The organism is Hymenobacter sp. UYAg731 (assembly GCF_054061335.1).
Map to the genome: position 1 here is coordinate 265256 of NZ_JBSSEC010000003.1, position 25534 is coordinate 290789.

A 25534-nucleotide genomic window follows, 5' to 3' on the forward strand; every position below is an offset into this window, starting at 1 on the left:
AGTCCGGACCGCTTCATACTCCTGTTGGAGGCAGTCCGGCCGTTGCCGGAGGGCTTTATACTGCGTTATCACGGGTCCGGCTCCGGGAAATGCCGCCGAACTTCATTTCTTAACACCTGCCATGCAAGGGCAACTGGGCTGCTACCCGTGGGCTGTGTACATTTGTTTCCCAATTTTCCGCAAAACCGCCCGTATGCGCCAACCTCTTCTTTTTCTGATTCCTGTCTTCTGTGGATTAACGGCTTCGTCGGCCCTGGCCAGCGGCTACGACAGTGGCCCGCAGGGTGCCCGGGTGCTGGGCCTGGGCGGGGCCAGCACGGCTTACATCAACAGCATTGCCGGCCTGAGCACCAACCCCGGCCTGCTGGGCCAGTGGGCCGACTCCCTCACCCGCGTGAGCCTGGGGGGCATCGGCCAAATACGGCGGGCCTCCTTTGTGGGCCAGGACACCTACCAGCGCACCGACCAGGACCTGGTGGTGCAGCCCGGCGGCTACCTCTACGCCACCCACGCCCTGAACAAGCGCGTGGCCCTGGGCCTAGCCGTCACCACGCCCTACGGCTACCACACCAAATGGCCCAGCACCTGGGAAGGCCGCTCCGTGATTCAGGAAAGCCAGCTCAATACCTACTTCGTGCAGCCCACGGTAGGCTTTCGGCTCAACGACAACTTCAGCGCCGGCGTGGGTTTTGTGTATGCCTTTGGCAAATACACCCAGCGCCGTGCCCTAGGCCAGTACGATGACCCGGCGGCTCAAACCCAACTCAGCGCCAGCGGCTCGGGGTTTGGGGTGAACGCGGGCCTGTACGGCCGCAGCGGCGACAACCTGTCCTTCGGCATCAGCTACCGCAGCCCCGTGCAGCTGAAAATGAACAATGGCACCCTCACCACCACCGGCGTGCCTGCCCGCGATGCCAGCGTGGCCCCGGCCTCCTCGGCCTTCACCACCCGCATCAGCATGCCCAGCACGCTGTCCGTGGGCATCGCCGACCGCATCACCAGGAAATTGCTGCTCACCTTTGACTTCTCCTTGAGCGGCTGGAGCACGGTCGATTCGCTGAAGCTGAACGTGGCCGCCACCGGCAGTGCCCCCGCCCGCACCCAAAGCAGCGTGCGCCGCTACGAGGATGCCCTGAGCTTCCGCGTGGGCACCGAGTACCAGGTAAGCCCCAAGCTGACCGTGCTCGGCGGCTTTCATTACGACGAGACGCCCGTGCGCGACGAGTATATTAACCCCGAGTTTCTCGACGCTAACCGCGTGGGCGTATCGGCCGGCCTGTGCTACCAGTTCAGCACCCGCCTGAGTCTGGAAGGCGCCTATTCCTTCGACTACGGCCAACTGCGCACCGCCCGCGTGGCCCTCGCCGATGAGAAGGTGGCCAACGTGGCCGGCACCTACCGCATGGCCGTCAACACGGCCTCGGTGGGCATTGCGGTAGCCTTCTAGGCCCGCCGCACTTCCCCTCATTCTGCATTTTCGTTTCCGATTTCCGCGATGAAGCATTTCTCTTTTACGCTCCTGGGCCGCGCCGGCCTGGTGGCCGCCACCGCCCTGATGCTCACGGCCTGTGCCCCCACCCAGGACACCCCCGCCCCCAGCGCCAGCCTCAACCTGAGCCACTACCTGGCCGTGGGCGACTCCTACACGGCCGGCCTGAGCGCGGGCGGCCTCACTCGCACCAGCCAGGAATACTCGTTTCCAAACCTGCTGGCCCAGCAGTTCGCGCTGGCCTCGGGCGGGGGCAGCTTCACGCAGCCGCTGCTGGAGCCGGGCACGGGCTCGGGCTACCTGAACTTTGTCGACTTCGCGTCTACGGGCTTGGTGCGCAGCACGCGCGTGGCCGGGCAGGCCCTGCGGGGCAGCGCCGTTATCAACCCCGGCACCTGCGGCACCCCCGACACGACGCGTCTGCTGGTGCGCTCAGCCACGGCCAGCGCCCTGCCCCAGAACCTGGGCGTGCCGGGCATCACCCTGGCCCAGCTCGAAACCATCGGCTTGGGCAATGAGGCCAACGCCCGCCCCGGCGTGGCTTTCAACCCCTACTTTGAGCGCCTGCTGCCGGCCGCCGACAGCCGCACCTACCTGCAAGCTGTGACCGATGCGGCCGCCACGGCTACCTTCTTCACCTACTTCCAAGGTCTCGACGACGTGATGCCCTACCTGCGTAGCGGCGGCCAGTGCGGGGCTAATGCGGCCGCGGTGCCCAGCATCACCATCATGCGCAACAACGTCCGCAAGGTGCTCGACCGCCTCACGGCCAAAGGCCAGCCGGGCGTCATTATTCGGCTGCCCACGCTTACCAGCCTGCCATTTTTGCGGGCTGGGCAGGGCCTGAGCCTGGAGGCTCGTCTGCAAGCCAGCTTCGGCGACACGGCCCGCATCTACATCGCCGACCCAATTGGCGTGAACCCGGCGGTGCATATCACCAACGACGACTACGTGCTGGCCACGGCCCTCGGCCGCATTGGCCGCCCCACGCCCGTGGTGGTGAACGGCACAACACTGATGCTGCCCTACGGCCGCGACAGCCGCAACCCCATCCGCGATGCTGATGTGCTCGATAAATCGGAGGAATTGAACCGGATTAACGGCGTGGTAACCAGCTATAATGGCGAGCTTGAACGCTTGGCCAGAGACGTTTACAAGCTCCCCATCCTCACTCCTACGGGCAGCTTAACTACCCTGGACCCGGATTTGCTGCTTTTCAACCAGGTATCCGGTGTTATTTCGGCGGCCGGCGTGCAATACTCGCCCGAGCTGGTGCGGGGCAATTTCTTCTCGCTGGATTACTACTCGCTCACGCCACGCGGCAACGCCCTGCTGGCCAACACCATCATTGCCGCCCTCAACCGCGCCTACCGCACCCAAATCCCGGCCATCGACGTGAACAAGCTGCCGGCAACGGCGCAATAGTGCCGGGCTGGCCGGTCTGTTCATCCTGTTAATTCGATTGAAAGAAACTCCGTGGTCTGGTCCTCTTGAAAGGGCTGAACCACGGAGTTTTTTTCACTGAATAACCGTGTGTTTTGCCGTGACTATTGCAGCCTGTACAGGCGCAGAGGCAGCGAGTCGGCCCGGGCGGCCTGGCACGCGGCCAGGGTTTCGGCGTAGCCCAGCCCCGTGAACTCGGAATGCTCCAGAAACAGCAGCGGCCGGTGCAGCGGCGGCTCGGGCCAGGCCGCCACCGGGCGCTGGGCCTGGAGCGAATCGAACCGGGCCACGCCCGCTACGTGCCGGTAGCCATCAAGTAGCACGTACTGCACGCCCTGGCGGCGCAGGGTGGCCAGCTGCCGCTCATCCGTGACGACGGTCAGGGTTTGTTGCTTATTCAGGTACGGGGCCAGGCCCAGGCTCACGGTGCTGGCCACCCGGGTGGCCCCGTGCTGCCGCAGCCACGCCGCCACCTGCGGGTAGTGCGTGGGCAGCGGCGCGAATAGCTCCTGTTGAATGCGGAATACATTCTGGCCCACGGCCGCCAGCAGCACCCCGGCCAGCGCCCAGCCGGGCAGCACGCGCCGGCCGCTCAGCACGGCCAGCGCAGCCAGCGGCAGGTAGGCAAACAGCAGCCCCCGGGGCGCTTTTACCACCAGGGACATGCCGGTCAGCAGCAGCGCGGCCCACACCAACAGATAGAGCAGCACCGGCCACTGCCGGGTGGCGGCCCACCCACCGGCCCGCCACTGGCGCAGCACAAGCCAAGCGGCCAGCCCCAGCCCCAGCAGCAGCGGCGACTCGAAGCGGCCCAGGTAGCGGAAGTAGTATAGAAAATCGGGTTGCAGCGTAGCCTGCCGGCCCGCCAGGTTAGCAGTTTTGGGCAGGGCCACGCGCACGTAGAAGGCCAGCCAGCGGTACCACGGCAGGCCCACCAGCCACCCCAGCGCGCCCAGCAGCACGTAGGGCGCGGCCAGGATGCTCAACACCCGCCCCCAGACGCGCGGCTGCCGCCACAGGCCGTCGGCCTGCCACCATTCCAGCACTACGAGGATGGGAATGGTGAACAGAAATTTATAATCCACACTCAGGCCCAGCGCCAGCCACAGGGCCACGAGGGGCAGAGCACTGAGCCGGGGCTGCTGCAAGCGCGCCAGGTGGCTGCGCAAAAGCCCCGCAAAAAGCACGAGGTTGAGCGAGCTCATGGTGAAATCGCGGCCCGAAAACGTGAGCAGCAACGAGGTGCCGCCCAGCAGCACCAGACCCGCCGCTTCGGGGCCGCTGAGGCTGGCTTTGCGACTCACCCAGGCCGCGAAAAACCCCAGCCCGGCCACGCCGAGCAGCGCATTGATGGTTTGGAATACCAGAAAGCGCTGCGCGAACAATGCCACCGGCAGGTAGAAAAGATTAAACCCGGGGCTGCCGTGGTGGAAAAGCTGGGAGAAATCGCCGTGCGCCAACTGCTGGGCTATCTGCCAGTTGCGCACCGAGTCGAAGTCGGGTGCGCCGGCCTCGGCCAGCCGCCACAGCCGGGTGCTGGCCACCAGCAGCAGCGCCCCCAGCAGCCACGAGCGGCGGGTAGCGGAGAAGGGGTCGTTATTTGCGGGGTCAGATGGGAGCATGAGCGGTGGCGCGGACGGGCGCGAAGGTCGGCACACCCGTCGCAACATTCGGTTCAGCTTCCGGCTTTACCCGTTTCACTAAAAAAATATGCGTCTCGTTATTCAACGCGTCAGCGAAGCCTCGGTTACCGTCGGCGGTCAGGTTACGGGTCAGATTGGCCCGGGCCTGCTGGTGCTGGCCGGCTTCTCCCCTACCGATAACACGGTTTCCCTCACCTGGATGTGCCGCAAGCTGGTGCAGCTCCGCATTTTCGGCGATGATAATGGCCAAATGAACCGCAGCGTGCAGGACATCGGCGGGCAAATCCTGGTGGTGAGCCAGTTTACACTACTGGCCGATGCCCGCAAGGGCAACCGCCCCAGCTACATCGGGGCCGCCCCACCCGCCGTGGCCGAACCGCTTTATGAGCAGTTTGTGGCGATGGTGACTGCCGAGTTGGGCCGGCCCGTACCCACCGGCATCTTCGGAGCCGATATGAAAGTCAGCCTGCTCAATGATGGCCCGGTGACCATCGTACTCGATTCGCCGGCCTAAACTCCGCCCCTTTATTTTCCAAATATGACCCTCGAAGAAGCCCAGAAGACCGTTGACACCTGGATTACAACCACCGGCGTGCGCTATTTCAACGAGTTGACCAACATGGCCATCCTCACGGAAGAAGTGGGTGAAGTGGCCCGTCTCATCTCCCGCCAGTACGGCGAGCAGTCGTTCAAGGAATCGGACAAGGGCCGCGAGCTGGGCGACGAGCTCGCAGATGTCCTGTTCGTCGTCATCTGCCTCGCAAACCAAACCGGCGTCGACCTCACCGAGGCGATGACCCGCAACCTAGCCAAGAAAACCCAGCGCGACAGCCAGCGACACCAGGATAATGAGAAGCTGAAGTGATTCAAATAGTTATAAAGGCCGTCATACTGAGCGAAGCCGAATCATCTCTACAGCATTAGTAATTATTTACTTACACGGTATAGATGCTTCGGCTTCGCTCAGCATGACCTTCTTCTATGTGCGGACTAACCGGTCCTCCCGCCACACGGGCAACACGTCGGCATAGGAATCAATCCGCAGGCAGAACTCAAAATCCTTGCTGGCCTCCAGTGAATTAAGCCGCCGAACATGGGCCGATTGCAGCAGATACGCTGGCAAGTCAGCCTTGCCCTGCTCCCACAAATTCAGGGCGGCCAGCGTGGCATCGGAGCCGCGCACGTCGAAATCCGCACTCAGCCGCTCGGCCAGCGCACCGCCGAATACGGTGTCTTCGAGGCAGAACTGGCCCTTCCAGCCAGCGCACACCACCAGTACATCGCGCTGCTGGCGGCGGGCGAATTCCGCCACGGCCGCCAGATTCAGGAAGCTGCCCACTACTACCGCTTCCGCCGCCAGCGAGCGGCGCAGCGCCGCCGTGCCATTGGTCGTGCTGATGGCGAGCGCGCGGCCGCGCACCGGCCGGGCCGCATCGAGAAAGCCGAATGGCGAGTTACCCAAATCAAAGCCGGAGGCAGCGAGGCCGTCGCGCTCGGCGGCAGTCAGGCTGCCGTGCTGCTGGCCGTAGGCAGTGCATTCCTCCAGCGAAGCCACCGGGAAAACGTGGGTTACCCCCTCCCCCAGCGCCGTGACGATGGTGCTGGAAGCCCGCAAAATATCCACGATAACGGCCACCTTACCGCGCAGGTTATACAAGGGCAGCAACTCGGGCGAAAAACAAATGTCTAGTTTAGGCATAAAACGAGTAGCGCGAAATTTCATTTCGCGTCGCCGCGCAGCGACGAATAAGACGTTGGATGAAAGCTAAAAAAAGGCGGCACCGCGCCAAATAGCACGGTGCCGCATTCGCCGCAAGGTGGCACCGCGAAACAGAATTTCGCGCTACTCCGGCAGCTACTCCTCTGTGCCTTTGGTCAGCGGCAATTTGCTCACCGTGGCGGGCAGGTTCTTGCCGCGAATCTGGACGAAAATCTGCGTGCCGGGGGCCGCCAGCTCGCTTTTCACGTAGCCCATGCCAATGCCTTTGCTGAGCGAGGGCGACTGCGTGCCGCTGGTGACGTCGCCGATTTTCTGGCCGGCGGCGTCTACTAGTTCGTAGTGGCCGCGCGGAATGCCGGGACCGTCCATCACGAAGCCCACCAGCTTTTTGGTCACGCCGGCTTCCTTCTGCTTCTTGAGGTTTTCGGAGTTGGTGAAGTCCTTGGTGAACTTGGTAATCCAGCCCAGGCCGGCTTCGAGCGGCGAGGTGGTGTCGTCGATGTCGTTGCCGTAGAGGCAGTAGCCCATTTCGAGGCGCAGGGTGTCGCGCGCGCCCAGGCCAATGGGCTTGATGCCGTAGGGCTGGCCGGCGAGCATGATTTTATCCCAAACCATCGCGGCGCTCTCGTTCGGAATGTACAGCTCAAACCCGCCCGCGCCGGTGTAGCCGGTGGCCGAAATAATGACATCGGGCGCGCCGGCGAAGGTGCCCTGCACGAAGGAATAGTACGGAATGCTGCTCAAATCCACGTCGGTGAGCGACTGCAGCGCGGCCTGCGCCTTCGGGCCCTGCACGGCAAACAGGCTGGTGCGGTCCGAGATATCCTCCATTTCCACGCCCTGCGTGTTGTGGTGCTGAATCCAGTTCCAGTCTTTTTCGATGTTGGAAGCATTGACTACCAGCAGGTAGTCCTCATCGGCCAGCTTGTACACCAGCAGGTCGTCCACGATGCCGCCGTCGTGGTTGGGCAGGCAGGAGTATTGGGCTTTGCCATCGGTGAGCTTGCTGGCGTCGTTGCTGGTCACGCGCTGGATGAGGTCGAGGGCCTGGGGGCCGCGCAGGCGGAATTCGCCCATGTGCGACACGTCGAACATGCCCACGGCGCGGCGCACGGTATGGTGCTCATCGAGGTCGGAAGAGTAGCGCACCGGCATGTCGTAGCCGGCGAAGGGCACCATTTTGGCACCCAGCTCGCGGTGCTTGCTATCGAGGGTAACGGTTTTCAGGGAAACGGTCATGTATGTGGCGGGTTGGCGGATGGGTGGGTTGGCGAATGGTGCTGCAAAGGTGGGGCAAAAAAGAAAAGCCGCTTCATTCTGAAGCGGCTTTTTCTGTAGCGCGAACTTTGTAGTTCGCGTCCCGGAACGATTTAAAAGGCGCGGGAACGCGAACTACAAAGTTCGCGCTACGGCTAATTATACAGCCACCATCCAGTTATGCACATCGGCACCTTCGCCGGTGCGAATGGCATCCAGGGCCGCGCCTACGCGCTTCGAGAAGGCTTTGGGGCCAACTGCGGGCAGCTCGTAGTCGTGACCTTCGTAGCCGATAACGGAGATGGGCGCGATGGTGGCGGCAGTACCAGCTCCAAAGGCTTCTTCCAACTTGCCGGCCTGCAGGGCTTCCATGATTTCGCGGCTGCTCACTTTGCGCTCTTCCACGGGCAGGCCCATGTCGTGGGCCAGTTCCAGCACGCTGCGGCGCGTGATGCCATCGAGGATGCTGGTGCTGAGGGCGGGCGTCACCACGCGGCCATCAATCACGAAAATGGCGTTCATCGTGCCCGACTCTTCCACGTAGCGGTGCTCCGAAGCGTCGGTCCAGATGAGCTGGTTGTAGCCTTCCTGCTGAGCCAGCTTAGTGGGGTACATGGCCGCGCCGTAGTTGCCGGCGTTTTTGGCAAAGCCCGCGCCGCCCTCGGCCGAGCGCACGTACTTCTGCTCGAAGCGTACGCGCAGGGGCTTATTGTAATACAGGCCCACTGGGCAAGTGAAAATCACGAATCGATATTCCTCCGACGGCCGCACGCCGATGAAGCCATCGGTGGCAAACATGAACGGGCGGATGTAGAGCGAGCTGCCGGCAAACGTGGGCACCCAGCCCGCATCGAGCTTGATGAGCTCGCGCAGCCCCTGCATGAACAGTTCTTCCGGGATGGTGGGCATGCACATACGCTCGGCCGAGGCGTTGAGGCGCGCCCAGTTGTCGAGAGGACGAAACAAGGCCACGCCGCCATCGGTCTGGTGGTAGGCCTTCATGCCTTCAAAAATGGCCTGGCCGTAGTGCAGGGCCGAGTTGGCCGGGCTCACGGAGAGGTCGCCGTAGGGCAGAATCTGGGCGTCCTGCCACTCGCCGTCGCGGTAATCCACCACGAACATATGGTCAGCGAAAACTTTGCCGAATTCGAGGTTGTCGAAGTCTTGCGTGGCCAGACGCGAGGCCGTGCTTGGCTGCGTATGAATCGGAAGAATGTCTATCATAAAAAGGCAGTTACGAGGTAAGCGTGGGTGGGATTTTCCGAGTACGGAATTGGAGAGCGAGTGGGTAATTAAGCGGGTATTTTGCAGGAGAGAACGTCGCGCATATCATAATCTATGCATGACGTTTTATTGTAGCAGTTCGGTTCAGATGCGGGCCTGCCAGGTCACTTCTTCCACGCCCAACTCGTGGGCCATGGCCCGGCTTAGCACAAACAGAAAATCAGACAGGCGGTTCAGGTACACCACCACCAGTTCGGCCACAAAAGCGTCTTCGGCGAGGTGAATGACGAGGCGCTCGGCGCGGCGGCACACGCAACGGGCTACGTGGGCGTGGCTTACGGCCGGGTGGCCGCCCGGCAGAATAAAGGCACGCAGTTCGGGTAAATCGAGGTTGAGGCGGTCCATTTCGTCTTCCAGCAGCGTCACATCGGCGGCGTGCAGGTCGGGCAGTTTCATTCTCGACTTCTCGGGGTCGGCCGCCAAGGCCGAGCCGATGGTGAACAGGCGGTCCTGAATCTCTTTGAGCAGGGGCCGACGGGCGGCATTCACCTCCTGGTCGCGCACCAGCCCGATGTGGGAGTTCAGCTCGTCCACCGTGCCGTAGCACTCGATGCGCAGGCTACTCTTGGGCACGCGGGTGCCGCCAATGAGGGAGGTCAGGCCTTTGTCGCCAGTTTTGGTGTAGATTTTCATGTTGATTTAAGTGCTAACGCTTTTAAAACGTCATGCTGAGCGCAGCCGAAGCATCTCTACTGCGCAACTAATTGGGTTTACTATTACGGTAGAGATGCTTCGGCTGCGCTCAGCATGACGGCCTTTCTAACGGCCGTTCAACTTAGTGGCCGGCTACGGCGTGCTTCATCACGTCGTGGTTGATTTCGTCCGTCTCCACCAGCCCGTCGCGCAGGCGCACGATGCGGTGGGCGTAGCGGGCAATGTCCTCTTCGTGCGTCACCATGATGATGGTGTTGCCCTTGGCGTACAGCGCCTCAAACAGGTCCATGATTTCGTGGCTGGTTTTTGAGTCGAGGGCGCCGGTGGGCTCATCGGCCAGCAGCACGCTGGGGTTGTTGACGAGGGCGCGGGCAATGGCCACGCGCTGGCGCTGGCCGCCGCTCAGCTCATTGGGGCGGTGTGAGGCTCGGTCGGCCAGGCCCACCGAGCGCAGGCTTTCCATGGCGCGCTCGGTGCGCTCGCGCTTGCTCAGACCGGCATAGATGAGCGGCAGGGCCACGTTATCTAGGGCGCTGGAGCGGGGCAGCAGGTTGAAGCTCTGGAAAACAAAGCCGATTTCCTTGTTGCGCACTTCAGCCAACTGGTTGTCGCTCATGCGGCTCACGTCCTGCCCGTTGAGGATGTACTGGCCCTTGCTGGGCGTATCGAGGCAGCCAATAATGTTCATCAGCGTGGACTTGCCCGAGCCCGACGGCCCCATAAACGCCACGTACTCACCGCGCGGAATCTTGATGCTCACCGAGCGCAGCGCGTGGATTTCCTCGGTGCCCATCACGTAGGTTTTGGCGATGTCCGTGGTTTCAATAACGTTCGGATTCATGGAGCAGGGAGCTTATTGCAGAGGTGAGGAAACGGGTGCTTCGGAGAAGGACGCCCCGGCCGCCGCGCGGGCTGCCTGATGAGCGGTGTACTCCGTTGCTAAAGTAGCATACGTAGCGGGCGGGAGCAGCCGGCGCAGCTGGGCCAGGGCCTCGGCGGCGTATTCGGTCAGGCCGGCATCGGCGGCGGCCAGCACGTAGGCCTTCAACAGCGGCAGCGACTGCGGGTTTTCATCGAGGCCGGTGCGCAGGGCCGAGTAGGCCGCTGTGTAGTCGTGCCGGCGCGAGTAGAATCCCGCCGCCGCGAGGACGGCCGGCGCGTTGAACGGGGCTTCGCGCACAATGCGCTGGTAAAGCTGTTTCTCCAAAGCTGTCTGGCTGCGCAGTCGAGCCAACACAGCCTGACCATAGAGAACAACTCCAACGGGCAATATTTTGCCATTTCCATTTGTCGCTTCAAAAGAGGCTATTTTAGTGAGCCAAGCTTCCAAAGCTACCGGAGTTCTATCTTTTGCCATCGCATCAATATGAACGTTCCAATGCAGTCGGTCCTCAAAATCGCCCCATTTATTATTCATCTCACGAAGGGCTCGCCGTGCATTTTGCTTATCCGTTGAATCTATCAAAGCATTCAATTCCTTTTGAATCACGCTCAGCGAATCCGGCCCATAACTAGCAAGCAGCGCAAATGAACGAGCGGGAAGCGTACCATTAAATCCATTACGGGCGGCCGAAGCTATTTGCTCAGCGGCAACAGCATACTGTTCTTGCTGCAACTGCCATAGCCCTAGCAAATACTGGAAATAGGCCGAAGTAGCCGCAGTACCCGCCGCCAGCGGCAACAGCAGTTGCCGCGCCACCTGCTCCTGCCCCAGCGCGTGCCGCGCCAGCGCCTGCAGAAACAAGAGCTGCTCGTAGTAGCTGGCATTGGCCGGCTGCGTGGCCAAGCGGTTTAGTTGCGTAAACAAGGCAGGCGTGAGCTGGGCCTTGCGCCGGGTCACGTCCCACAGCACCGCGTGGTAGAGCTGGGCAAAGCTGGCTTCGTCCAGCACCTGCACCTCGGCGGCCGGGGCGACGGGCGTGGGCTCCATCGGGGCAGCGGTGCGGAGCTGGAGCAGCGCGTAGTTGCTCATCAGGGCCGGCTCGGTGGTCTTCAGATTCAGCTTGGCCGCGCGCTGGCGGGCATCGGCCAGCAGGTTTTGGCTGAGCAGGAAGGCCAGCTGGTTGGTGCTGCTGGCGTAGCTGCCGGGGGCCAGCCGCTCGGCTTTATCGAGGTAGAAGGCCACGGAATCCGTGATTGTGGTGCGGGTGAAGAGCTGGGCCAAATCGCCGGCCAGCGCCGCGCTGCGCGGGTGGGCTTTCAACCCCAGCCGCAGGATGTCGAGGCCTTCAAACAGGTCATCGGGGTCATTATAGAGCGTGGCCAGGCGCAACGACACCTTTTCATCCGGGCCGCGCAGCAGGGCGCGGCGCAGGGATATTATCTCGTTCCGGCGCTGCTGGCGGAAACGGAAAATCGCCGCCCGGCCAAACTCGGCGTGCCGGTTGGCGCGGTACAGCACGTCGCCGCTTTCGGCGTAGTAGCGCTCGGCCAGGCCGGCGAGGCTGAGGTCGTCGGGCGCAGCTTCGCTTTGCTGGCGCGTGAGGTCGCCGAGGTAGTTGTACTGGCCGGCCATCACATGGTCGGGCAGCGGGAAATTCTGGCGCGACTGCACCGCCACCAGCCCGCCAATCCCCAGAATATATACCGCGTAGAATGGCAGCCGGCGCGGCTCAAACACCACCCGGTACACCCGCAGGCGCTGCCGGATGAGCGGCGCAAAATTCAGGAGCACATACAGCAGAAACGGTGCCCCGAGCAGCAGCAGCGCCAGCCCCGTGAAATCGCGGGCTGCCACCAGCAGCGGCGTATTGGCCGTGGCAAACGCGTAGCCCAGCGACCCGGCCGCGCCCAGCACCACCAGCGGGTACAGCTGTGCCGCCCCCCGGGCATACGGCACCCACGCCGCGTAGCTGGGTGCGCGCAGGCGCAGGCCCAGCCAGCCGGCCACCACGGCCGGCAGCAGCAGCACCAGCGGGTCGAGGCTCAGGCCGGGCAGCAGTTGCAACGCGCCGTCGTTCCAAACATACAGCAGCAGCGTGCCCAGGTAGAGCAGGCTGGCTGCCACAAACGGTAGCAAGCCGAACCGCCCCGCCGGCTGTTCCGCCTGGGTGTTGAACCACAGCAGGGCGCGGATATTCTCCACGCCCACCCACAGCACCAGCAGCCCCACCAGCACCGCGCCGCCCGGCGTAGCATACGCCGCCAGCTGCAACACGGTATCCACGACGGACAGCTGGCTTTGGGCAAGCAGCAAGGCGCTCAGCCCCACCACCACGGTGCCCATCGCCACGGCGCGCCGCCACAGCGGCCAGCCCTCCGCAAAAGCGTGCAGCACGAAGCCCACGCCGCCCACCAGCCCCAGCATCAGGTACAGGAAATACCGCTCGTTGGTATTGAAAATGCCCAGCGACTCGGTATTGAGCGACAGCAGCAGGAAAATAACCGGCACCATGCCGGCCACGAAAGCCGTGCGGGCCAGTGTGCTCACCACCGCCACCCAGCCCGCCAACAGCACCGCCAGCAGCACCAGAAACATGCCCGCCGCCACGGGCTGCGTAAATGGCCCTACCACGTCGTGCGTTAGCGTCACGATGAAGCCACTGGCCTGCACCGGCAGATGCACCGGGCCGGCCGCCACGCTATCCAGCGTTAGCGGCATGGTTTGCAGGTGCGCCACCTCCCGCACGGGCAGGGTGCTGTTTTCGCCCGTGAAATAATAAAAGATGGTCAGGCCTACGGCCAGCGCGGCCAACCAGACCAGCCAGCCGGGCCGCGCCACGGCGCGAGTGCTTACGGATTGCGGCTTCACCAACTATTCCAGCACTTTGGGCACGCGGAAGTAGTCCGAATCCTTGCGGGGCGCGTTGCGCAGGCCGTCCTGGTGGCTCACGGTGTTGCGGGCTTCGTCGTCGCGCAACACGTTGATTTCCTGCGAAAGGTGTACCAGCGGCTCCACACCGGTCGTATCGAGACCTTCGAGCTGGGCCACGAAATCAAGGATATTGTTCAGGTCGCCGAGCATTTGCTGCTCGCGGGTTTCGTCAAATTCGAGGCGGGCCAGATGGGCCAGGCCGCGCAGGGTGCCAAGGTCAGTGCTCATTTATAGTTGGGAGTTTTGAATTAAGAGTTAGGAGTTGGTTGCGGGCTGCTCCTTGGGTGGGACAGCGGCCACCGGGGCGCGCCAAGTGCTGCGACCGGGCTTCATGGCTCCTTCGGGCAGGAAATCGGCAGCTAGTTGCGCATATACCCGCGTCTTCAGTTCCGGAATATCCGCCAAAGTGAGGCCGGCGGTAGGAATAGGTGGGTGAAAAACGATTTTGAGCCGGTGGTAGCGCACGCGCAGGTCCTTTTCCACATCGGGCATAAACATGTGGTTCAGTGGCATGCCCACCGGCACGATGGGAACCCCGGCCTCAATGGCCATCTGAAACGCGCCGTCCAGAAACGGCAGCAGCTCCTTGCCGGGCATGGGCGAAATCCGGCCTTCGGCAAAAATGGCAATGCTGTTGCCAGCGGCCAGGGTACGCCGGGCGGCCACCATGGCCCGGCCCCGGCTCACGGCGCTAGCCCGGTCCACCGTAATATAGACGTTGCCAAAAAGAGGCCCCCACACCGGCACCCGCGCCAGCGAGGCCTTGCCCATCATATTCAAAAAGCCCGGGATGTACTTAAACAGCATCATGATATCGACGTACGAGCCGTGATTGGCCACGTACACGCAGGGCTGCGGATTGGGGCCTTTGCTTTCGCGTACCACTTCCACCGGCATGCCCCACATCGTAATAGAGAGCCACGACCAAAACCGGTTCAGCGCATGCACCACCCCACCGCCCGTGGGCCGCCGGCTGAAATACCACTGCAAAGGGTAAATCAAGACGAAGGGAATAATGAACCACACCACCGCCCACGTAGTGTAAAGGCGCTGGCCAAGGTAACGAAGCATATGGCGCATATCGGCAAAGTTAGGCTAGTTGGCCGTTGTGCATGGCGCAAACGGATTGGGTCAGGCAGCGAAGGGCTTACACAAGGCCGCAAGACTGCTCCCCGAAACCACTACTGAGCGCGGGCGGCCAGCACTTTCTCCGCCTTCAACAGGCCGGCCACGCTGATGCCATCCGTAATGCGGTCGTCCATCACCATGCGAATGGCTTCGGCCAGCGGCAGCTTCCACAGGCGCAGGTCTTCGGTTTCTTCGGGCTCTAGCTCGCCCTGCGTCAGGTCTTCGGCCAGGTACACAAAGCCTTCTTCGTCCGTCACCGAGTTGGAGGTGTGCAGGCGGGCAATGCGCGTCCAGCGCGCTGCCGTGAGGCCGGTTTCTTCTTTGAGCTCGCGCTGGGCCGATTCCAGCACATCCAGCTCGACGAGCCCGCCGCCCATCGGAATTTCCCAGCTGTACTCGTTCAGCGGGTAGCGGTACTGGCCCACCAGCCAGGTATTGCCCTCGGCATCGACGGGCACAATGCCCAGCGCCTTGTTCTTCATCGTAACCACCCCGTAGATGCCTTGGCCGCCGCCGGGGTTCTGCACCTGGTCTTCGCGCACCGAAATCCACGGATTATGGTACTTGATTTCGCTGCTGAGCGTATGCCAGGGATTATGGGTTTCGTCCACATCGGGACGGGTTACGGATTGCATGGCTGTTGGCGAGGGAAGTATGGAGTTGATAATGCAAAAATACGCCGGCTGCGGTCTTCATGAAGTTACCATTCGCAGATGCTTACCCGCCATCCGCCGTGAAAAACGTGCCGTTGGCCGCTTAAATCTTCAGATTAATCCAATAACACTTGCGTTCCGCCCTTCTGGTTTCGTAGCTTTGACCCATAAGTACCCCCGCACGGGCTGGAAATGTGGAAAGGAAGGACCTCTCGTGCGGCGGCGCTCTGGCTGAAAAGGTGGGGTAGACACCTCTAAGCCGGACCCGCCACTTTAAGGCCGTCACCCTTGGGTGGCGGCCTTTTTTGTGCCTTTCTGCTGGCAGATGCCTGCTGGTACGGCACTTAACCCAGAGCGGCTGGCTTTCGTATTAGTATACGGGAACTCACCGTTCACATTCCGGCGCGCTCCTGTACTGCTCATGGCCGATTCCTCTAAAAATAAGAAAGCTGATAACGCCAACGCTGAAATCCAAACCGGCGACCCGCTCTTTAACCTGCACCATGCCCAAGCCGAATCCGAACTGGCCAAGCACAACGGCGGCCTTGGACCGACTACCAACGTCTATGTAACCAACGACGAAGAAGAGAACATCGACGAGGCCAGTGCTCCTATTGATAGCCAGGGCTTTACCCGCGGCGCAGACGAACCTGGCATTACTGGCAGCAACGCTGGCGACCACAAATAGGATTGCGTCCGCTTTCGCAGGCATTCTTTCGTATTCAAAATTTTAAAAAGCCTTGTGGGCAGCTTATTGGGCTGCCCACAAGGCTTTTTGATGCCGCGTAATTGGGCAGGCCACTCATATTTTGATTTTTTTTGCGCTCCTTATGCTCCTTGCTTCCCACACCGGCCACGCACTCGAAGCGGGCCTCGACGAAGCCGGACGCGGCTGCTTGGCGGGTCCGGTGTTTGCGGCGGCTGTTATTTTGCCGCCTGACTTTGCCCCGCGCTTCCTCAACGACTCCAAACAGCTGAGCGCCAAACGGCGCGAAGCCCTGCGGCCCATCATTTGCGCCGAAGCCGTGGCGTGGGCAGTGGGGCGGGCATCGGTGGAGGAAATTGCTGACATCAACATTGCGCAGGCCAGCTACCTAGCCATGCACCGGGCCGTCAAGGCCCTAAATATTACGCCAGCACATCTTTTAATAGATGGCAACCGGTTCGCGCCAATGGTGGGCTTCGAGCACACCTGCATTATTGGTGGCGATGGCTTGTACCGCAACATTGCCGCTGCCTCCATCCTGGCCAAAACCTTTCGGGACGAGCATATGGACGCGCTGGCCGAAGAATTCCCGGAATACGGCTGGCAGCAGAATGCGGGCTACCCCACGGCGAGCCACCGCGCAGCTATCCGCGCCCACGGGCCCAGCCCGCACCACCGCATGGGGTTCCGGCTGTTGCCATAAACGGGCTAATCCTTGAGCTTGAGCAAGTCCAGAAACAAGCTGAACCCATCCACACTAGTCCCGCCTTCGCCGAAAGTGTCGAAGCTCAGGGGCTTGATAATGTAGCCGCTCACGGCCAACTCCTGCGCTTTCAAACGGTCGGATTCGAGGTCGGAAGTCGTCATAATGAAGACGTTCAGATGCATGAATTCGGGGTCGGCGCGCAGCGCTTCCAGCAATTCCAGGCCATTCATGCGCGGCATGTTGATGTCGAGCATCACCAAGCTGGGTTTGGCTATTTGGGGCTCATCGCCTTCGCCACGGAGCATGCGGAGGGCGTCACGGCCATTGCGGGCGTGGATGAGGGGTACGTTGATGTTTTGACGGCGCAGCTCGCGCTGCACGTTCATCACGTCCATCTGGTCGTCTTCCACGAGCAGGATGCTGGGCGTGGGATGGTCGGCGGACATAGGCTAGGCAATTGGCAACAGCGGGAAAATGCCCGCAGGCAGCAGCATGAAGCTGCTACAGAGTAGCGGTTGATACGGTAGAAACGGCTGGTGTGGCCACTGCAGCAGCCACATTTTTGGTTTTGGGTGGATGCTTGGGCCAAGTAAAGATGAACTTAGCCCCCTGACCTTCGGCCGATTTGATGCTAATGCGGCCTCCCTGCCGCTCCACAATTTTTTTCACGATGGCCAGCCCTACCCCGGTGCTTTCGAAGGTATCGCGCTCCGTCAGGGTCTGGAAGATGACGAAAATACGGTCGTGGTATTCCGGGTCGATTCCGGGGCCATCATCGGCCACCGAAAAGGAGTAGAATTCGCCGGCATCGTCGCAGCCAATATGCACGTTACCCATCGCGGGGTGGTCGTGATACTTCACGGCATTGCTGATGAGGTTGGTAAAGACCTGCTGGAGCTGCACGGCATTGGTGGTGAGCGTGGGTAGAAAAAAAGGCAACTCGACCTTAAAGCCAGTGGGCGGGTGCAGGCTGTCGATGATTTCGCGCAGCAGGGTTCGCACAAACACCGTTTCGTTGGCTTGCGTGACCCGGCCCACGCGGGCCAGATCCAGAATGCCGCTAATGAGCTTTTCCATGCGATGGACGCGCTGGCGCATCAGGCCCAGAAACTCGCGGATGTGGGGCGGCAGCGCGTCCTTGCCCATGTCCTCCTCAATCCAACGCGAAGCACTCTCGATGCCGCGCAGGGGAGCCTTCAGGTCGTGCGATACCACGTAGGCAAACTGGTCAAGCTCTTGGTTGCGGCTTTCGAGCTGGTTGATGTTGGCTCCCACGGTGCGGGCCATCACGTTCAGGGCCGCCGTCAGCTCACTCACCTCGTCCTGCTCGTTGTCTACAATGTGGGTATCATAGTCGCCATCGGCCATGCGTCGGGCCAGGTTCAGCATGCCGCGCAGCCGCCGGGCAAACGTCCGCACGATGTACAGCGCCCACAGCAGGCCCAGCACCAGCGCCACAATAGCCAGCCCCACCGACAGCCACTCAGCCCGGGTAATGCTGTCGTCCAAGCGTTGGCGCATGGCCTTGCGGGAAGCGGCTTCCTGCAATTCAAATTTATTAAGCCGAAACCGGATATTATCCATCAACTGCTTGCCCGTGAGGGTTTCGGCTAAGCGTTGATGCGGCATATCGTCCAGCCCGCGCTGCATTGGATTGCGGCGGCGGGCTTCGCGCTTCTCGGCAATCAGTAAGTGGCTGTAACCCAGCCATTGCTGAAAAAGCCGCTGGGTCTGGTCAATTAATTCGCCTTGCTTGGGATGTTCGTCCACCAACGTATGCAACTGCGAAAACCGGCCAACCAAGTCGCGTTCCCCCGTATAATAGGAGTCCAGCGTCAGCTCATTACCAATGAGGACGTAGCCCCGAAACCCGGTTTCCATGTCCACGATGTTCCGCAGCATGCTGATGGCTTCGTTCGAAATGTGCTGCGACGCTTCTACCTGCCGGGAGTTGCGCAGCACTTGGCCCGCCAGCTTGTACGAGAACAATACAATCACCGCGAACAGCGCCAGCAACAGCACAAATCCGGCGAACAACTTCGTGGTGAGGGTTATTTTCATGCACTGGTGCGCGAACGCATCACTTCGGGTCAGGCCTTGGTACGGAGCTTGGTTTCCATGGTTTGGAGCAGGCCCATCATTTCGTCGGCAATGACCTGCAAAGGAGTGTAGCCAGCCCCCGCCTCTTCTACGTGCCCGGCGAGGTAGAGGTCCATCAGCCGGTTGGCTTCCCTGTGAATCAGCATGTGCTGCTGGTCAAACCGTCGGGCTTCGGGAAGGTGCGCGTACACACCGGTCCCGCGCATCCGGATGGCTATCCATTGCCCCAGGCTGCATTGTTCGGGGTCACGCAGCGGGCCTTCGCTGCCAGCATTGCCAAAAAGAAAGGAGCGTAGCTTGCTCTTAAAATGTACGTGCTTGATGCGGGCGGAATCAAAGTCCTGTTTCAGGTCTTCCGTAGTCATGAGCAAATCTATGCCGGTAGGCGAATAATATGGTGCAAACCACCTGTTGCGAAACCGGGAGTTGCCTCGGTGAGAGGGGAAACGGGACTGAGCAATGCGGATGTGCTTACAGATACGCCATAAGGCCGAAGCCGGTTGCCGCTTTGAAATTCGGTACTTTCGCGGTTCAATTATTTTCTCGGGTGAGCCGGCGGCACTGCCACCGGCCACCTTTCACCATTTCCCCCACCATGACCCAAGACCATATTAAGGACTTGAAGGGCCGCGCCGAGGCCCTGAGGAGGTATCTTTGACTACGATGCCCGCAAAGAACAATTAGCCGCTTACGAGGCTAAAACTATGGCCCCCGGCTTCTGGGATGACTCCAAAGCCGCCGAAGCCACGCTCCGCGAAATCAAGCCGATTAAGACCTGGACCGATGATTTCGAGGCAGTGCAGCAAGCACTGGCTGACACCGAAGTGCTTTACGATTTCTACAAAGAAGGCGACGTGACCGAGGCCGAAATGCAGGCCGACTACGATGTCACGCTCAAAAAACTAGAGGCACTGGAGTTCAAACGCATGCTCTCGGACGAGGAGGACCAGCTTTCGGCCATCATCGACATCAACCCCGGGGCTGGCGGCACCGAAAGCCAGGACTGGGCCGAAATGCTCATGCGCATGTACATCATGTGGGCCGAAAGCCACGGCTTTGGCGTGAAGCAAATCAGCTACCAGCCCGGCGAGGGCGCGGGCATTAAGTCCGCCTCGCTCGAAATCGACGGGGACTTCGCCTACGGCTACCTGAAGAGCGAGATTGGGGTACACCGCCTTGTGCGCATGTCGCCTTTCGACAGCAGCGGCCGGCGGCACACCTCATTCGCGTCCGTGTTTGCCTACCCGGTCATTGATGACACCATCACCATCGAAATCAACCCCGCCGACATTTCCTGGGACACGTTCCGGGCCGGCGGCGCGGGTGGCCAGAACGTGAACAAGGTGGAAACCGCCGTGCGCCTCACCCACGCGCCATCCGGCATCATCATCGCCGTGCAAATTGAGCGCAGCCAGCTTATGAACAAGGAGCATGCCCTACGCATGCTCAAATCGCGCCTCTACCAGATTGAGATGGACAAGCGCCACGCCGAGCGCGACAAGGTGGAAGCCACCAAAAAACGCATCGACTTCGGCTCCCAGATTCGCAACTACGTGCTTCATCCTTACAAGCTCATCAAAGACCTGCGCACCGGCATCGAGCGCACCGATGTGCAGAACGTCCTCGATGGGGATTTGGACGAGTACATCAAGGGCTTCCTGATGCAGAGCTGAAGTAGGAGCGCAAAAGTAACCGATTCTTTAAAACAAAAAAGGCTGCCCGATTGGGCAGCCTTTTTTGTTTACGTATAACGGAAATTCGTTACTTTTTGTCCCAGAAGAGCTTAGTCTCAGCCTTGTCACCACCGATGGCGGAAGCAGCCTGCGAGTAGTTAGCGCCATTGATATTTTGCTCAACAACCGGGTACAGCAGACGAACCGGAATACCAGAAACGGCTGTGGTAGGAGCCGTCAGCACGGGGTAGTCGAGACGACGCCATGAGGTCCAGGCTTCTACGGGCTGGTTGTAGAGCGCCACCCATTCCTGGTAAGCAATTCTTTGCATAGGAGTACCGGGAGCCGTGGCGAAAGCTACGTTTGCCTGGGCCAGGTAAGCGGCAGCTTCAGTGGCAGTTCCGCCCCACTGTGGCTCCGTTATCGAAGCAGTAACACCAGCATTGTAGTGCGACTCGGTGGTACCACCTACGGCGAAACCGCGGGCAGATGCTTCAGCCAGCATCAACTCTACCTGAGCGTACGATACGATTACGCCAGGCAGCGTCTGACCCCGCAGTTTGGCACCGGGCAGCGAGTTGGTGGACTTGCTGTTAGTCGAGCCATACGTGCCACCGTTGTAGGTACCTGCCAGGGGAACCGTGTTGGTCGTCACAATGTTGAAGTATTGCTTCAGACGCGGGTCGGTCACACCAGTTGCCGGGCCGGTAGTTCCTTTCAGTTGGTTAACGAAGTAGCTGGTACCAGCGAAGTCGGTACGGGCACTTCTCACCAAATCCTCATACAGCGGGTTGGTGTTGGGGAAAGTACCGTTGAACGTCAAATCGATAACGTCAGCGTTCGAAGCCGGCAGCTTACCAACCGTGGACTCAACCATGGTCTTTGCCTTAGCAGGGTCAACATCTGCAATGACGAGAGCCATGCGCAGTTTCATGGCGTTGGCAAACTTGAGCCAGACTGCCGTGCTGCCACCGTTAAGCAGGTCGTTGGCACCGAGGCCGGTTGATACAGCCGGGTCAATTTTGCCAATAGCTACGTCAAGCCGAGCAATTAGGTCGGCATATACTTTAGCCTGGTCGTCATACGTGGGCTGAGCTTTATTGTAATCAAGCGCATCGGTATAAGGAACGTTTCCGAACGTCTCTACCAGGTTAGACCAAGCGTAGATTTCCAAAATTTCTGCCACGGCCAAGGCGTTGGTCTTGTTAACAGCAGGCACCGTCAAATCGCTCGGAATAGTCGTTTTTGCCTCGCGCAGGTCACGAATGCAATCACGGTACAAAGCAGTCCAGTAAGCGTTTGGAATGTTCCGGGTGTTCTGGTCATAGCGCGACTCCGTGGGGTAGTCGGTGGCAGCCCAGTACTGCACGTAGAAGCGGAACGGATTGAGGTTAACGTTCGTGCTTACGAGCGTCCGAGCCAGCGTACGTTCTGCATTGGCAATGAATCCCGATGCAATAGCAGTGGTAGGGAATTTGGGGTCAACGTTGTAATTGTTCTCCAGTGACCCTACGCAAGAGGTCGTCAGCATTAATGCTGACGCACCAGCAATAAGAATATTTTTCATGTTTGATTAGAAGCTGAGACGGAGGTTAGCACCAAGCGTGCGAATAGCGGGGAACGAGCCGGTGGAGTAGCCCTGGCCAAAGTTGCCGGAGCTAGCAGCATCTTCCGGGTCAGCGTAAGGCAGGTTTTTGTTGATAATCCACAGGTTACGACCCACGATGGAAATATCAGCACCTCTCACGCCACCTACTTTGGCTACCAATGCTTTCGGCAGCGAGTAAGAGAGCGATACTTCGCGCAGCTTCACGAAGCTGGCATCGTATACGAAGGCAGCAGCGGGGTTAACCGTCGTGCCGTAAGCAGTGTAGCCATTCTCGGTGCTGTTGTCAGCACGTACCGTGTTGACCGAGCCATCCGACTGAACGCCGGGGAAGATAACACCACCACCGTTGTCAATGGTATTGCGCGAAGGGTTGCCCAGGTCGTTGAGGCCGGCCGTTACCGGATACAGGCCCGTGTCCAGACCGTATGACTGGTCCAGCGAGAAGACTTGACCGCCTTTGCGAACGTCAACCAGGAAGTACAACGACAGGCCTTTATAAGATACCGTGTTCGATACACCACCGGTCCAGTTGGGGTTGGGGTTACCAATTACTTCGTTGGCCGTTGCGCTCTTCACGTAGTAGCCATCGGTACCAACTACTTTCTGGCCATCCTTATACACGTAGTTGAAGCCACGCAGGGAGCCGAACGGCAGACCAACGGTCGCATTGCTCGAAACACCACCTTGGTAGTTAGCCAACACAATGTTGTCTACACCAGTGGTGAGCGACATCACGCGGTTCTGGTTTTTGGTCCAGTTAGCGTTAATCGTCCAGGTGAAATCGTTCGTTTTAACGGGCGTTACGAAAGCCGTCAATTCCAGACCGCGGTTACGTACGTCACCGGCGTTGATGTAGCGGAAGCTGTAGCCCGAAGCCGTCGAGATGTTAATGGGGATAATCTGGTCAATCGAGTTCGACTGGTACACGTTGGCTTCGAAACCCAGACGGGTGTTCAGGAAAGCCATTTCCACACCAAGTTCGGTGCTCTTCGTGCGCTCCGGCTTCAGAAGGGGATTGTTTTTCGTGTTAGGAACCGAGAACAGGGCTACCGAACCAAAAGCAGTAGGCTTGTCATACACATCACCAACGCTATAGACAGGAGCACCTGCACCTACTTCAGCATAGTTTGCCCGGGCTTTGCCGTAAGATAACCACGGAGCACTTTCTTTCACCAGCTCGGAGAATACAAAGCCCAATGCGGCCGAAGGATAGAAAAAGGTGTTGCTATTGGTTGGCAGCGTAGAGGATTTATCCTGACGAGCGGTCAAATCTAGAAACAGCAGGTCGCGGTAGCCCAAAGTAGCACTGGCAAATACGCCATCAACAGCTTGGCGGATATCCTGCTCAACAGGGGGGCTCAAAGCCGAAACGCTGTTTGACAACGAGTAAAGCTCCGGGATAACAAGGCCGCTGTTGGTGGTAGCACGAATCGATTTCGTAGCTATACGACGCAGGTTGGCACCCAACAGGCCGTTGAAGCTCAGGTTTTCGTTAATTTTGGCTTTGAAGTTACCAATCAGGTCGAAGTTAGCCTCACGGTACGTGCGGTTGAAGCGGCTGTAGCCGGCTACGTTAACGGAACCATAGGCCATGCGCTCTTCCTGCAAGTCATCGTTCGAGTCCAGGGTAACCCGGCCCAATACGCTGAACCAATCGGTTACCTTGTAATTAAGGGCGGCATTGCCGAAAGTGCGGTAGCGCGAATCAGTTTCGAAGCTCTTGGCACGCGAGAAGTAAGGGTTGTTCCAGTATTCTGCTTTGGAGGTAGTGCTGGGAGCCGAAAGGTTCCAGCTGGCGTTCAGACCAGCGTACTCGTAAGCCTGCTTCTGCTCCTTTAGGTCAACGTTGGTCTGCCACCACTGACGGAAGTTGGTCATCAGGTTTTCACCGAACGTACCGCCGTAGCCAGTGCCATAACGGCCTTTGCCATCTACTTGCGAGAAGTTTACAGCTGCGCTAGCCGTCAGGCGGCTCGTCAGGTTCAGCGTACCGGCGAAGTTGACAATGTTCTTATTAACCTGGCTGTTCGGCAGTACACCTTTGTCGCGGACGCTGTTGTAACCGAGTTTGAAGGTGCCTTTTTCGTTGCCACCGTCGATGGTAACGCTGTTATTCAGCGTACGAGCCGTTTCGAAGAAGGTCGAAGGGTCGTTGGCAGCAGCCACCCAGGGCGTAGCCTTACCGAAGCTCGATGTACCCGGTACGAAGGCGTTCCACTGGTACACGTTCAGATTCGGGTCGAAACGCGGACCAGCCGAGGCGTCAGCGTCGAGTTGGTTATAAGTATCGGCAACACCGTCGCCGTTAACGTCATCCGAGTTGAAGGTGGGGCCGTAGCCAGCGCCGTACTCCTTCTGATAGGTAACGAAAGTGCTTTTGTCGATGCGACCGCCGGTGATACCAGCATTAATGGTAACGCCGAGGCCCTGACGGCCTTTTTTGGTGGTAATGAGAATTACGCCGTTGCTGGCGCGCTCACCGTAGAGAGCAGTAGCAGCGGCACCTTTCAGGATGGTCATCGTAGCGATGTCATCCGGGTTGATATCGGATGCGGCATTGCCGTAGTCGTAGCCACCGCCACCGGTTTGCTGGCCAGTCGTGTTGGTGTTGGCGTTGCTGATTGGCACACCATCCACCACGAACAACGGCTGGTTGTTATTCGTAATTGATTTGGTACCGCGAATCAGGATGTTGGTCGAGCCACCCAAGGTGTTGCTCTGACGAATTTGAACACCGGCCACTTTGCCCGACAAGCCATTGATGGCGTTGGGGTTACGAGCAGCAGTTACCTGGCTGCCTTCAATCTGCGTGGCAGCAAAAGGAAGCGAGTTGCGGGTACGCTCCTGACCGAGGGCGGTCACGACTACCTCACCAAGCTGTTTGGTGTCAGCAGCCAGCGAAACGTTGAAAGTTGAGTTGGCACCGATGGGCTGCTCAATGCTGGCAAAACCCACGGAACTGATGCTGAGGGTAGTGGCATTAGCGGGCACACTCAGCGAGAAGGAACCATCCGCATTGGTTGATGCCCCGATGGTGGTGCCTTTTACCAGAACCGTTGCACCGGGCAAACCTTGCCCATTGGAACGGTCCGTCACGCGACCCGAGACGGTTCGGTCTTGTGCATTTACCTGCTGCAACAGGCAGGTCATCAATAAGACGACCATGAAAAAGAAGTGTTTCATGTAGTAATGAAAATGGTGAGTGAATTGAAAAAAAGTGGCAGAAACGAAGAAAAGAGAATTTAACGAAACCAATCTAGTGGCAAGGTATTACAAGTTTTTTTGTTACGCCAATATTTCGCGGCGCATTAGATTCGATAGCAATATTAAGTTGGTTGGATACATAAACCAACTTCACTAAGTTAAGCAAATCTCACCAAACATCAGGTTTTGGCTGCAAGTATTTTGTATTCTAATAGGTTAACTCTGCCAATGGGTCGAGACATTGCGGGATAATCTTCTGACAAGAAAGTACCAGGATGAAGAATAATCTTATCAGAGATGCTCCAACAAGTCTGATTATTCAATGCTGGCGTGACTTGGAGGCGCGCGCCTTGTAATGAAATTCAACTGCCTCCGGAAGGCGGGGGTGTGGCTCAACATTCCGGGCGATGGCCAATCTGCATCCGGGATGGCCCAAATCCAGCCTCCTGCC

The 25534-nt window shown here is 59.7% G+C and carries 22 protein-coding genes; 7 read left to right on the plus strand and 15 right to left on the minus strand.

What is annotated here, in order from left to right:
* Positions 1–193: 193 nt before the first annotated feature.
* Both ACVWYF_RS09250 and ACVWYF_RS09255 read left to right on the plus strand, forming a co-directional pair.
* Positions 194–1447, plus strand: coding sequence for an OmpP1/FadL family transporter (locus ACVWYF_RS09250; protein ID WP_457067012.1), 1254 nt, complete (start codon positions 194–196; stop codon positions 1445–1447).
* A 48-nt stretch (positions 1448–1495) separates the two neighbouring features.
* A complete protein-coding gene (locus ACVWYF_RS09255) occupies positions 1496–2914 on the plus strand; it encodes a hypothetical protein (protein ID WP_457067015.1) in 1419 nt (472 codons plus the stop codon).
* Between the two features lie 122 nt (positions 2915–3036).
* Here the strand turns inward: ACVWYF_RS09255 and ACVWYF_RS09260 are convergent, their stop codons facing one another.
* Positions 3037–4554 carry a hypothetical protein gene (locus ACVWYF_RS09260; RefSeq protein ID WP_457067018.1) on the minus strand — a complete coding sequence of 506 codons (1518 nt, stop codon included), beginning with the start codon at positions 4552–4554 and terminating at the stop codon, positions 3037–3039.
* 88 nt (positions 4555–4642) lie between these two features.
* Here ACVWYF_RS09260 and dtd point away from each other — a divergent pair, with 88 nt between their 5' ends.
* Both dtd and ACVWYF_RS09270 read left to right on the plus strand, forming a co-directional pair.
* Positions 4643–5089, plus strand: a complete 447-nt coding sequence (gene dtd / locus ACVWYF_RS09265; protein WP_457067021.1) for a D-aminoacyl-tRNA deacylase — start codon at positions 4643–4645, stop codon at positions 5087–5089.
* A gap of 24 nt (positions 5090–5113) precedes the next feature.
* Positions 5114–5440 (plus strand): nucleotide pyrophosphohydrolase, encoded by a 327-nt coding sequence (locus ACVWYF_RS09270; protein WP_457067024.1) that lies wholly within the window; start codon positions 5114–5116, stop codon positions 5438–5440.
* Between the two features lie 114 nt (positions 5441–5554).
* On the opposite strand, the gene ACVWYF_RS09275 is transcribed toward ACVWYF_RS09270, so the two are convergent.
* From ACVWYF_RS09275 to ACVWYF_RS09315, 9 genes are all read right to left on the minus strand, one after another.
* Positions 5555–6274 (minus strand): 2-phosphosulfolactate phosphatase, encoded by a 720-nt coding sequence (locus ACVWYF_RS09275; RefSeq protein ID WP_457067027.1) that lies wholly within the window; start codon positions 6272–6274, stop codon positions 5555–5557.
* A gap of 156 nt (positions 6275–6430) precedes the next feature.
* Positions 6431–7534, minus strand: a complete 1104-nt coding sequence (gene gcvT, locus ACVWYF_RS09280) for a glycine cleavage system aminomethyltransferase GcvT (protein WP_457067029.1) — start codon at positions 7532–7534, stop codon at positions 6431–6433.
* A gap of 177 nt (positions 7535–7711) precedes the next feature.
* Positions 7712–8776 (minus strand): branched-chain amino acid aminotransferase, encoded by a 1065-nt coding sequence (locus tag ACVWYF_RS09285; protein ID WP_457067032.1) that lies wholly within the window; start codon positions 8774–8776, stop codon positions 7712–7714.
* Positions 8777–8920: 144 nt separating this feature from the next.
* Complete coding sequence (locus ACVWYF_RS09290) at positions 8921–9469, minus strand: cob(I)yrinic acid a,c-diamide adenosyltransferase (protein WP_457067034.1); 549 nt, start codon at positions 9467–9469, stop codon at positions 8921–8923.
* A gap of 142 nt (positions 9470–9611) precedes the next feature.
* Positions 9612–10331 carry an ABC transporter ATP-binding protein gene (locus ACVWYF_RS09295; RefSeq protein ID WP_457067037.1) on the minus strand — a complete coding sequence of 240 codons (720 nt, stop codon included), beginning with the start codon at positions 10329–10331 and terminating at the stop codon, positions 9612–9614.
* A 12-nt stretch (positions 10332–10343) separates the two neighbouring features.
* On the minus strand, positions 10344–13241 hold the full coding sequence (locus tag ACVWYF_RS09300; RefSeq protein WP_457067040.1) for a hypothetical protein: 2898 nt from the start codon (positions 13239–13241) through the stop codon (positions 10344–10346).
* Between the two features lie 3 nt (positions 13242–13244).
* On the minus strand, positions 13245–13532 hold the full coding sequence (gatC, locus tag ACVWYF_RS09305; protein WP_168671800.1) for an Asp-tRNA(Asn)/Glu-tRNA(Gln) amidotransferase subunit GatC: 288 nt from the start codon (positions 13530–13532) through the stop codon (positions 13245–13247).
* 27 nt (positions 13533–13559) lie between these two features.
* Complete coding sequence (locus tag ACVWYF_RS09310) at positions 13560–14375, minus strand: lysophospholipid acyltransferase family protein (protein ID WP_457067043.1); 816 nt, start codon at positions 14373–14375, stop codon at positions 13560–13562.
* Positions 14376–14485: 110 nt separating this feature from the next.
* Positions 14486–15067: an NUDIX domain-containing protein gene (locus ACVWYF_RS09315; RefSeq protein ID WP_457067046.1), complete on the minus strand. Its 582-nt coding sequence runs from the start codon at positions 15065–15067 to the stop codon at positions 14486–14488.
* A 439-nt stretch (positions 15068–15506) separates the two neighbouring features.
* Here ACVWYF_RS09315 and ACVWYF_RS09320 point away from each other — a divergent pair, with 439 nt between their 5' ends.
* Together ACVWYF_RS09320 and ACVWYF_RS09325 are read left to right on the plus strand one after the other, a co-directional pair.
* Complete coding sequence (locus ACVWYF_RS09320; protein ID WP_457067048.1) at positions 15507–15773, plus strand: hypothetical protein; 267 nt, start codon at positions 15507–15509, stop codon at positions 15771–15773.
* A gap of 142 nt (positions 15774–15915) precedes the next feature.
* Positions 15916–16494, plus strand: a complete 579-nt coding sequence (locus tag ACVWYF_RS09325) for a ribonuclease HII (protein ID WP_457067051.1) — start codon at positions 15916–15918, stop codon at positions 16492–16494.
* Between the two features lie 5 nt (positions 16495–16499).
* Here ACVWYF_RS09325 and ACVWYF_RS09330 read toward each other — a convergent pair whose 3' ends face one another.
* From ACVWYF_RS09330 to ACVWYF_RS09340, 3 genes are read right to left on the minus strand one after another with little or no spacing between them, the layout of a single operon-like run.
* Positions 16500–16943 (minus strand): response regulator, encoded by a 444-nt coding sequence (locus ACVWYF_RS09330; protein ID WP_457067053.1) that lies wholly within the window; start codon positions 16941–16943, stop codon positions 16500–16502.
* 55 nt (positions 16944–16998) lie between these two features.
* Positions 16999–18558 carry a sensor histidine kinase gene (locus ACVWYF_RS09335; RefSeq protein ID WP_457067055.1) on the minus strand — a complete coding sequence of 520 codons (1560 nt, stop codon included), beginning with the start codon at positions 18556–18558 and terminating at the stop codon, positions 16999–17001.
* Positions 18559–18587: 29 nt separating this feature from the next.
* The gene (locus ACVWYF_RS09340; RefSeq protein ID WP_457067058.1) at positions 18588–18962 is read right to left on the minus strand and encodes a CZB domain-containing protein; all 375 of its coding nucleotides are present in this window, start codon (positions 18960–18962) and stop codon (positions 18588–18590) included.
* Between the two features lie 230 nt (positions 18963–19192).
* On the opposite strand from ACVWYF_RS09340, the gene prfB reads away from it, so the two are divergent.
* Positions 19193–20270, plus strand: a protein-coding gene (prfB, locus tag ACVWYF_RS09345; RefSeq protein WP_457067060.1) for a peptide chain release factor 2 whose coding sequence is annotated in 2 segments (ribosomal slippage) — positions 19193–19252 and positions 19254–20270 — 1077 coding nt in all. Because the reading frame shifts where the segments join, the coding sequence is not laid out codon by codon here.
* Between the two features lie 88 nt (positions 20271–20358).
* Here the strand turns inward: prfB and ACVWYF_RS09350 are convergent.
* On the minus strand, positions 20359–21837 hold the full coding sequence (locus tag ACVWYF_RS09350) for a SusD/RagB family nutrient-binding outer membrane lipoprotein (protein ID WP_457067063.1): 1479 nt from the start codon (positions 21835–21837) through the stop codon (positions 20359–20361).
* Between the two features lie 6 nt (positions 21838–21843).
* Positions 21844–25062, minus strand: a complete 3219-nt coding sequence (locus ACVWYF_RS09355; protein WP_457067066.1) for a SusC/RagA family TonB-linked outer membrane protein — start codon at positions 25060–25062, stop codon at positions 21844–21846.
* Positions 25063–25534: the final 472 nt, after the last annotated feature.

Bases quoted from the DNA above. Each gene is read 5' to 3' on its own strand.
- ACVWYF_RS09330 (WP_457067053.1), bottom strand. From the start codon at position 16,943: ATGTCCGCCGACCATCCCACGCCCAGCATCCTGCTCGTGGAAGACGAC.
- ACVWYF_RS09325 (WP_457067051.1), top strand. From the start codon at position 15,916: ATGCTCCTTGCTTCCCACACCGGCCACGCACTCGAAGCGGGCCTCGAC.
- ACVWYF_RS09295 (WP_457067037.1), bottom strand. From the start codon at position 10,331: ATGAATCCGAACGTTATTGAAACCACGGACATCGCCAAAACCTACGTG.
- ACVWYF_RS09340 (WP_457067058.1), bottom strand. From the start codon at position 18,962: ATGACTACGGAAGACCTGAAACAGGACTTTGATTCCGCCCGCATCAAG.
- ACVWYF_RS09250 (WP_457067012.1), top strand. From the start codon at position 194: ATGCGCCAACCTCTTCTTTTTCTGATTCCTGTCTTCTGTGGATTAACG.
- ACVWYF_RS09270 (WP_457067024.1), top strand. From the start codon at position 5,114: ATGACCCTCGAAGAAGCCCAGAAGACCGTTGACACCTGGATTACAACC.
- ACVWYF_RS09260 (WP_457067018.1), bottom strand. From the start codon at position 4,554: ATGCTCCCATCTGACCCCGCAAATAACGACCCCTTCTCCGCTACCCGC.
- ACVWYF_RS09350 (WP_457067063.1), bottom strand. From the start codon at position 21,837: ATGAAAAATATTCTTATTGCTGGTGCGTCAGCATTAATGCTGACGACC.
- ACVWYF_RS09275 (WP_457067027.1), bottom strand. From the start codon at position 6,274: ATGCCTAAACTAGACATTTGTTTTTCGCCCGAGTTGCTGCCCTTGTAT.
- ACVWYF_RS09355 (WP_457067066.1), bottom strand. From the start codon at position 25,062: ATGAAACACTTCTTTTTCATGGTCGTCTTATTGATGACCTGCCTGTTG.
- ACVWYF_RS09315 (WP_457067046.1), bottom strand. From the start codon at position 15,067: ATGCAATCCGTAACCCGTCCCGATGTGGACGAAACCCATAATCCCTGG.
- gatC (WP_168671800.1), bottom strand. From the start codon at position 13,532: ATGAGCACTGACCTTGGCACCCTGCGCGGCCTGGCCCATCTGGCCCGC.
- dtd (WP_457067021.1), top strand. From the start codon at position 4,643: ATGCGTCTCGTTATTCAACGCGTCAGCGAAGCCTCGGTTACCGTCGGC.
- ACVWYF_RS09335 (WP_457067055.1), bottom strand. From the start codon at position 18,558: ATGAAAATAACCCTCACCACGAAGTTGTTCGCCGGATTTGTGCTGTTG.
- ACVWYF_RS09255 (WP_457067015.1), top strand. From the start codon at position 1,496: ATGAAGCATTTCTCTTTTACGCTCCTGGGCCGCGCCGGCCTGGTGGCC.
- gcvT (WP_457067029.1), bottom strand. From the start codon at position 7,534: ATGACCGTTTCCCTGAAAACCGTTACCCTCGATAGCAAGCACCGCGAG.
- ACVWYF_RS09310 (WP_457067043.1), bottom strand. From the start codon at position 14,375: ATGCTTCGTTACCTTGGCCAGCGCCTTTACACTACGTGGGCGGTGGTG.
- ACVWYF_RS09320 (WP_457067048.1), top strand. From the start codon at position 15,507: ATGGCCGATTCCTCTAAAAATAAGAAAGCTGATAACGCCAACGCTGAA.
- ACVWYF_RS09285 (WP_457067032.1), bottom strand. From the start codon at position 8,776: ATGATAGACATTCTTCCGATTCATACGCAGCCAAGCACGGCCTCGCGT.
- ACVWYF_RS09290 (WP_457067034.1), bottom strand. From the start codon at position 9,469: ATGAAAATCTACACCAAAACTGGCGACAAAGGCCTGACCTCCCTCATT.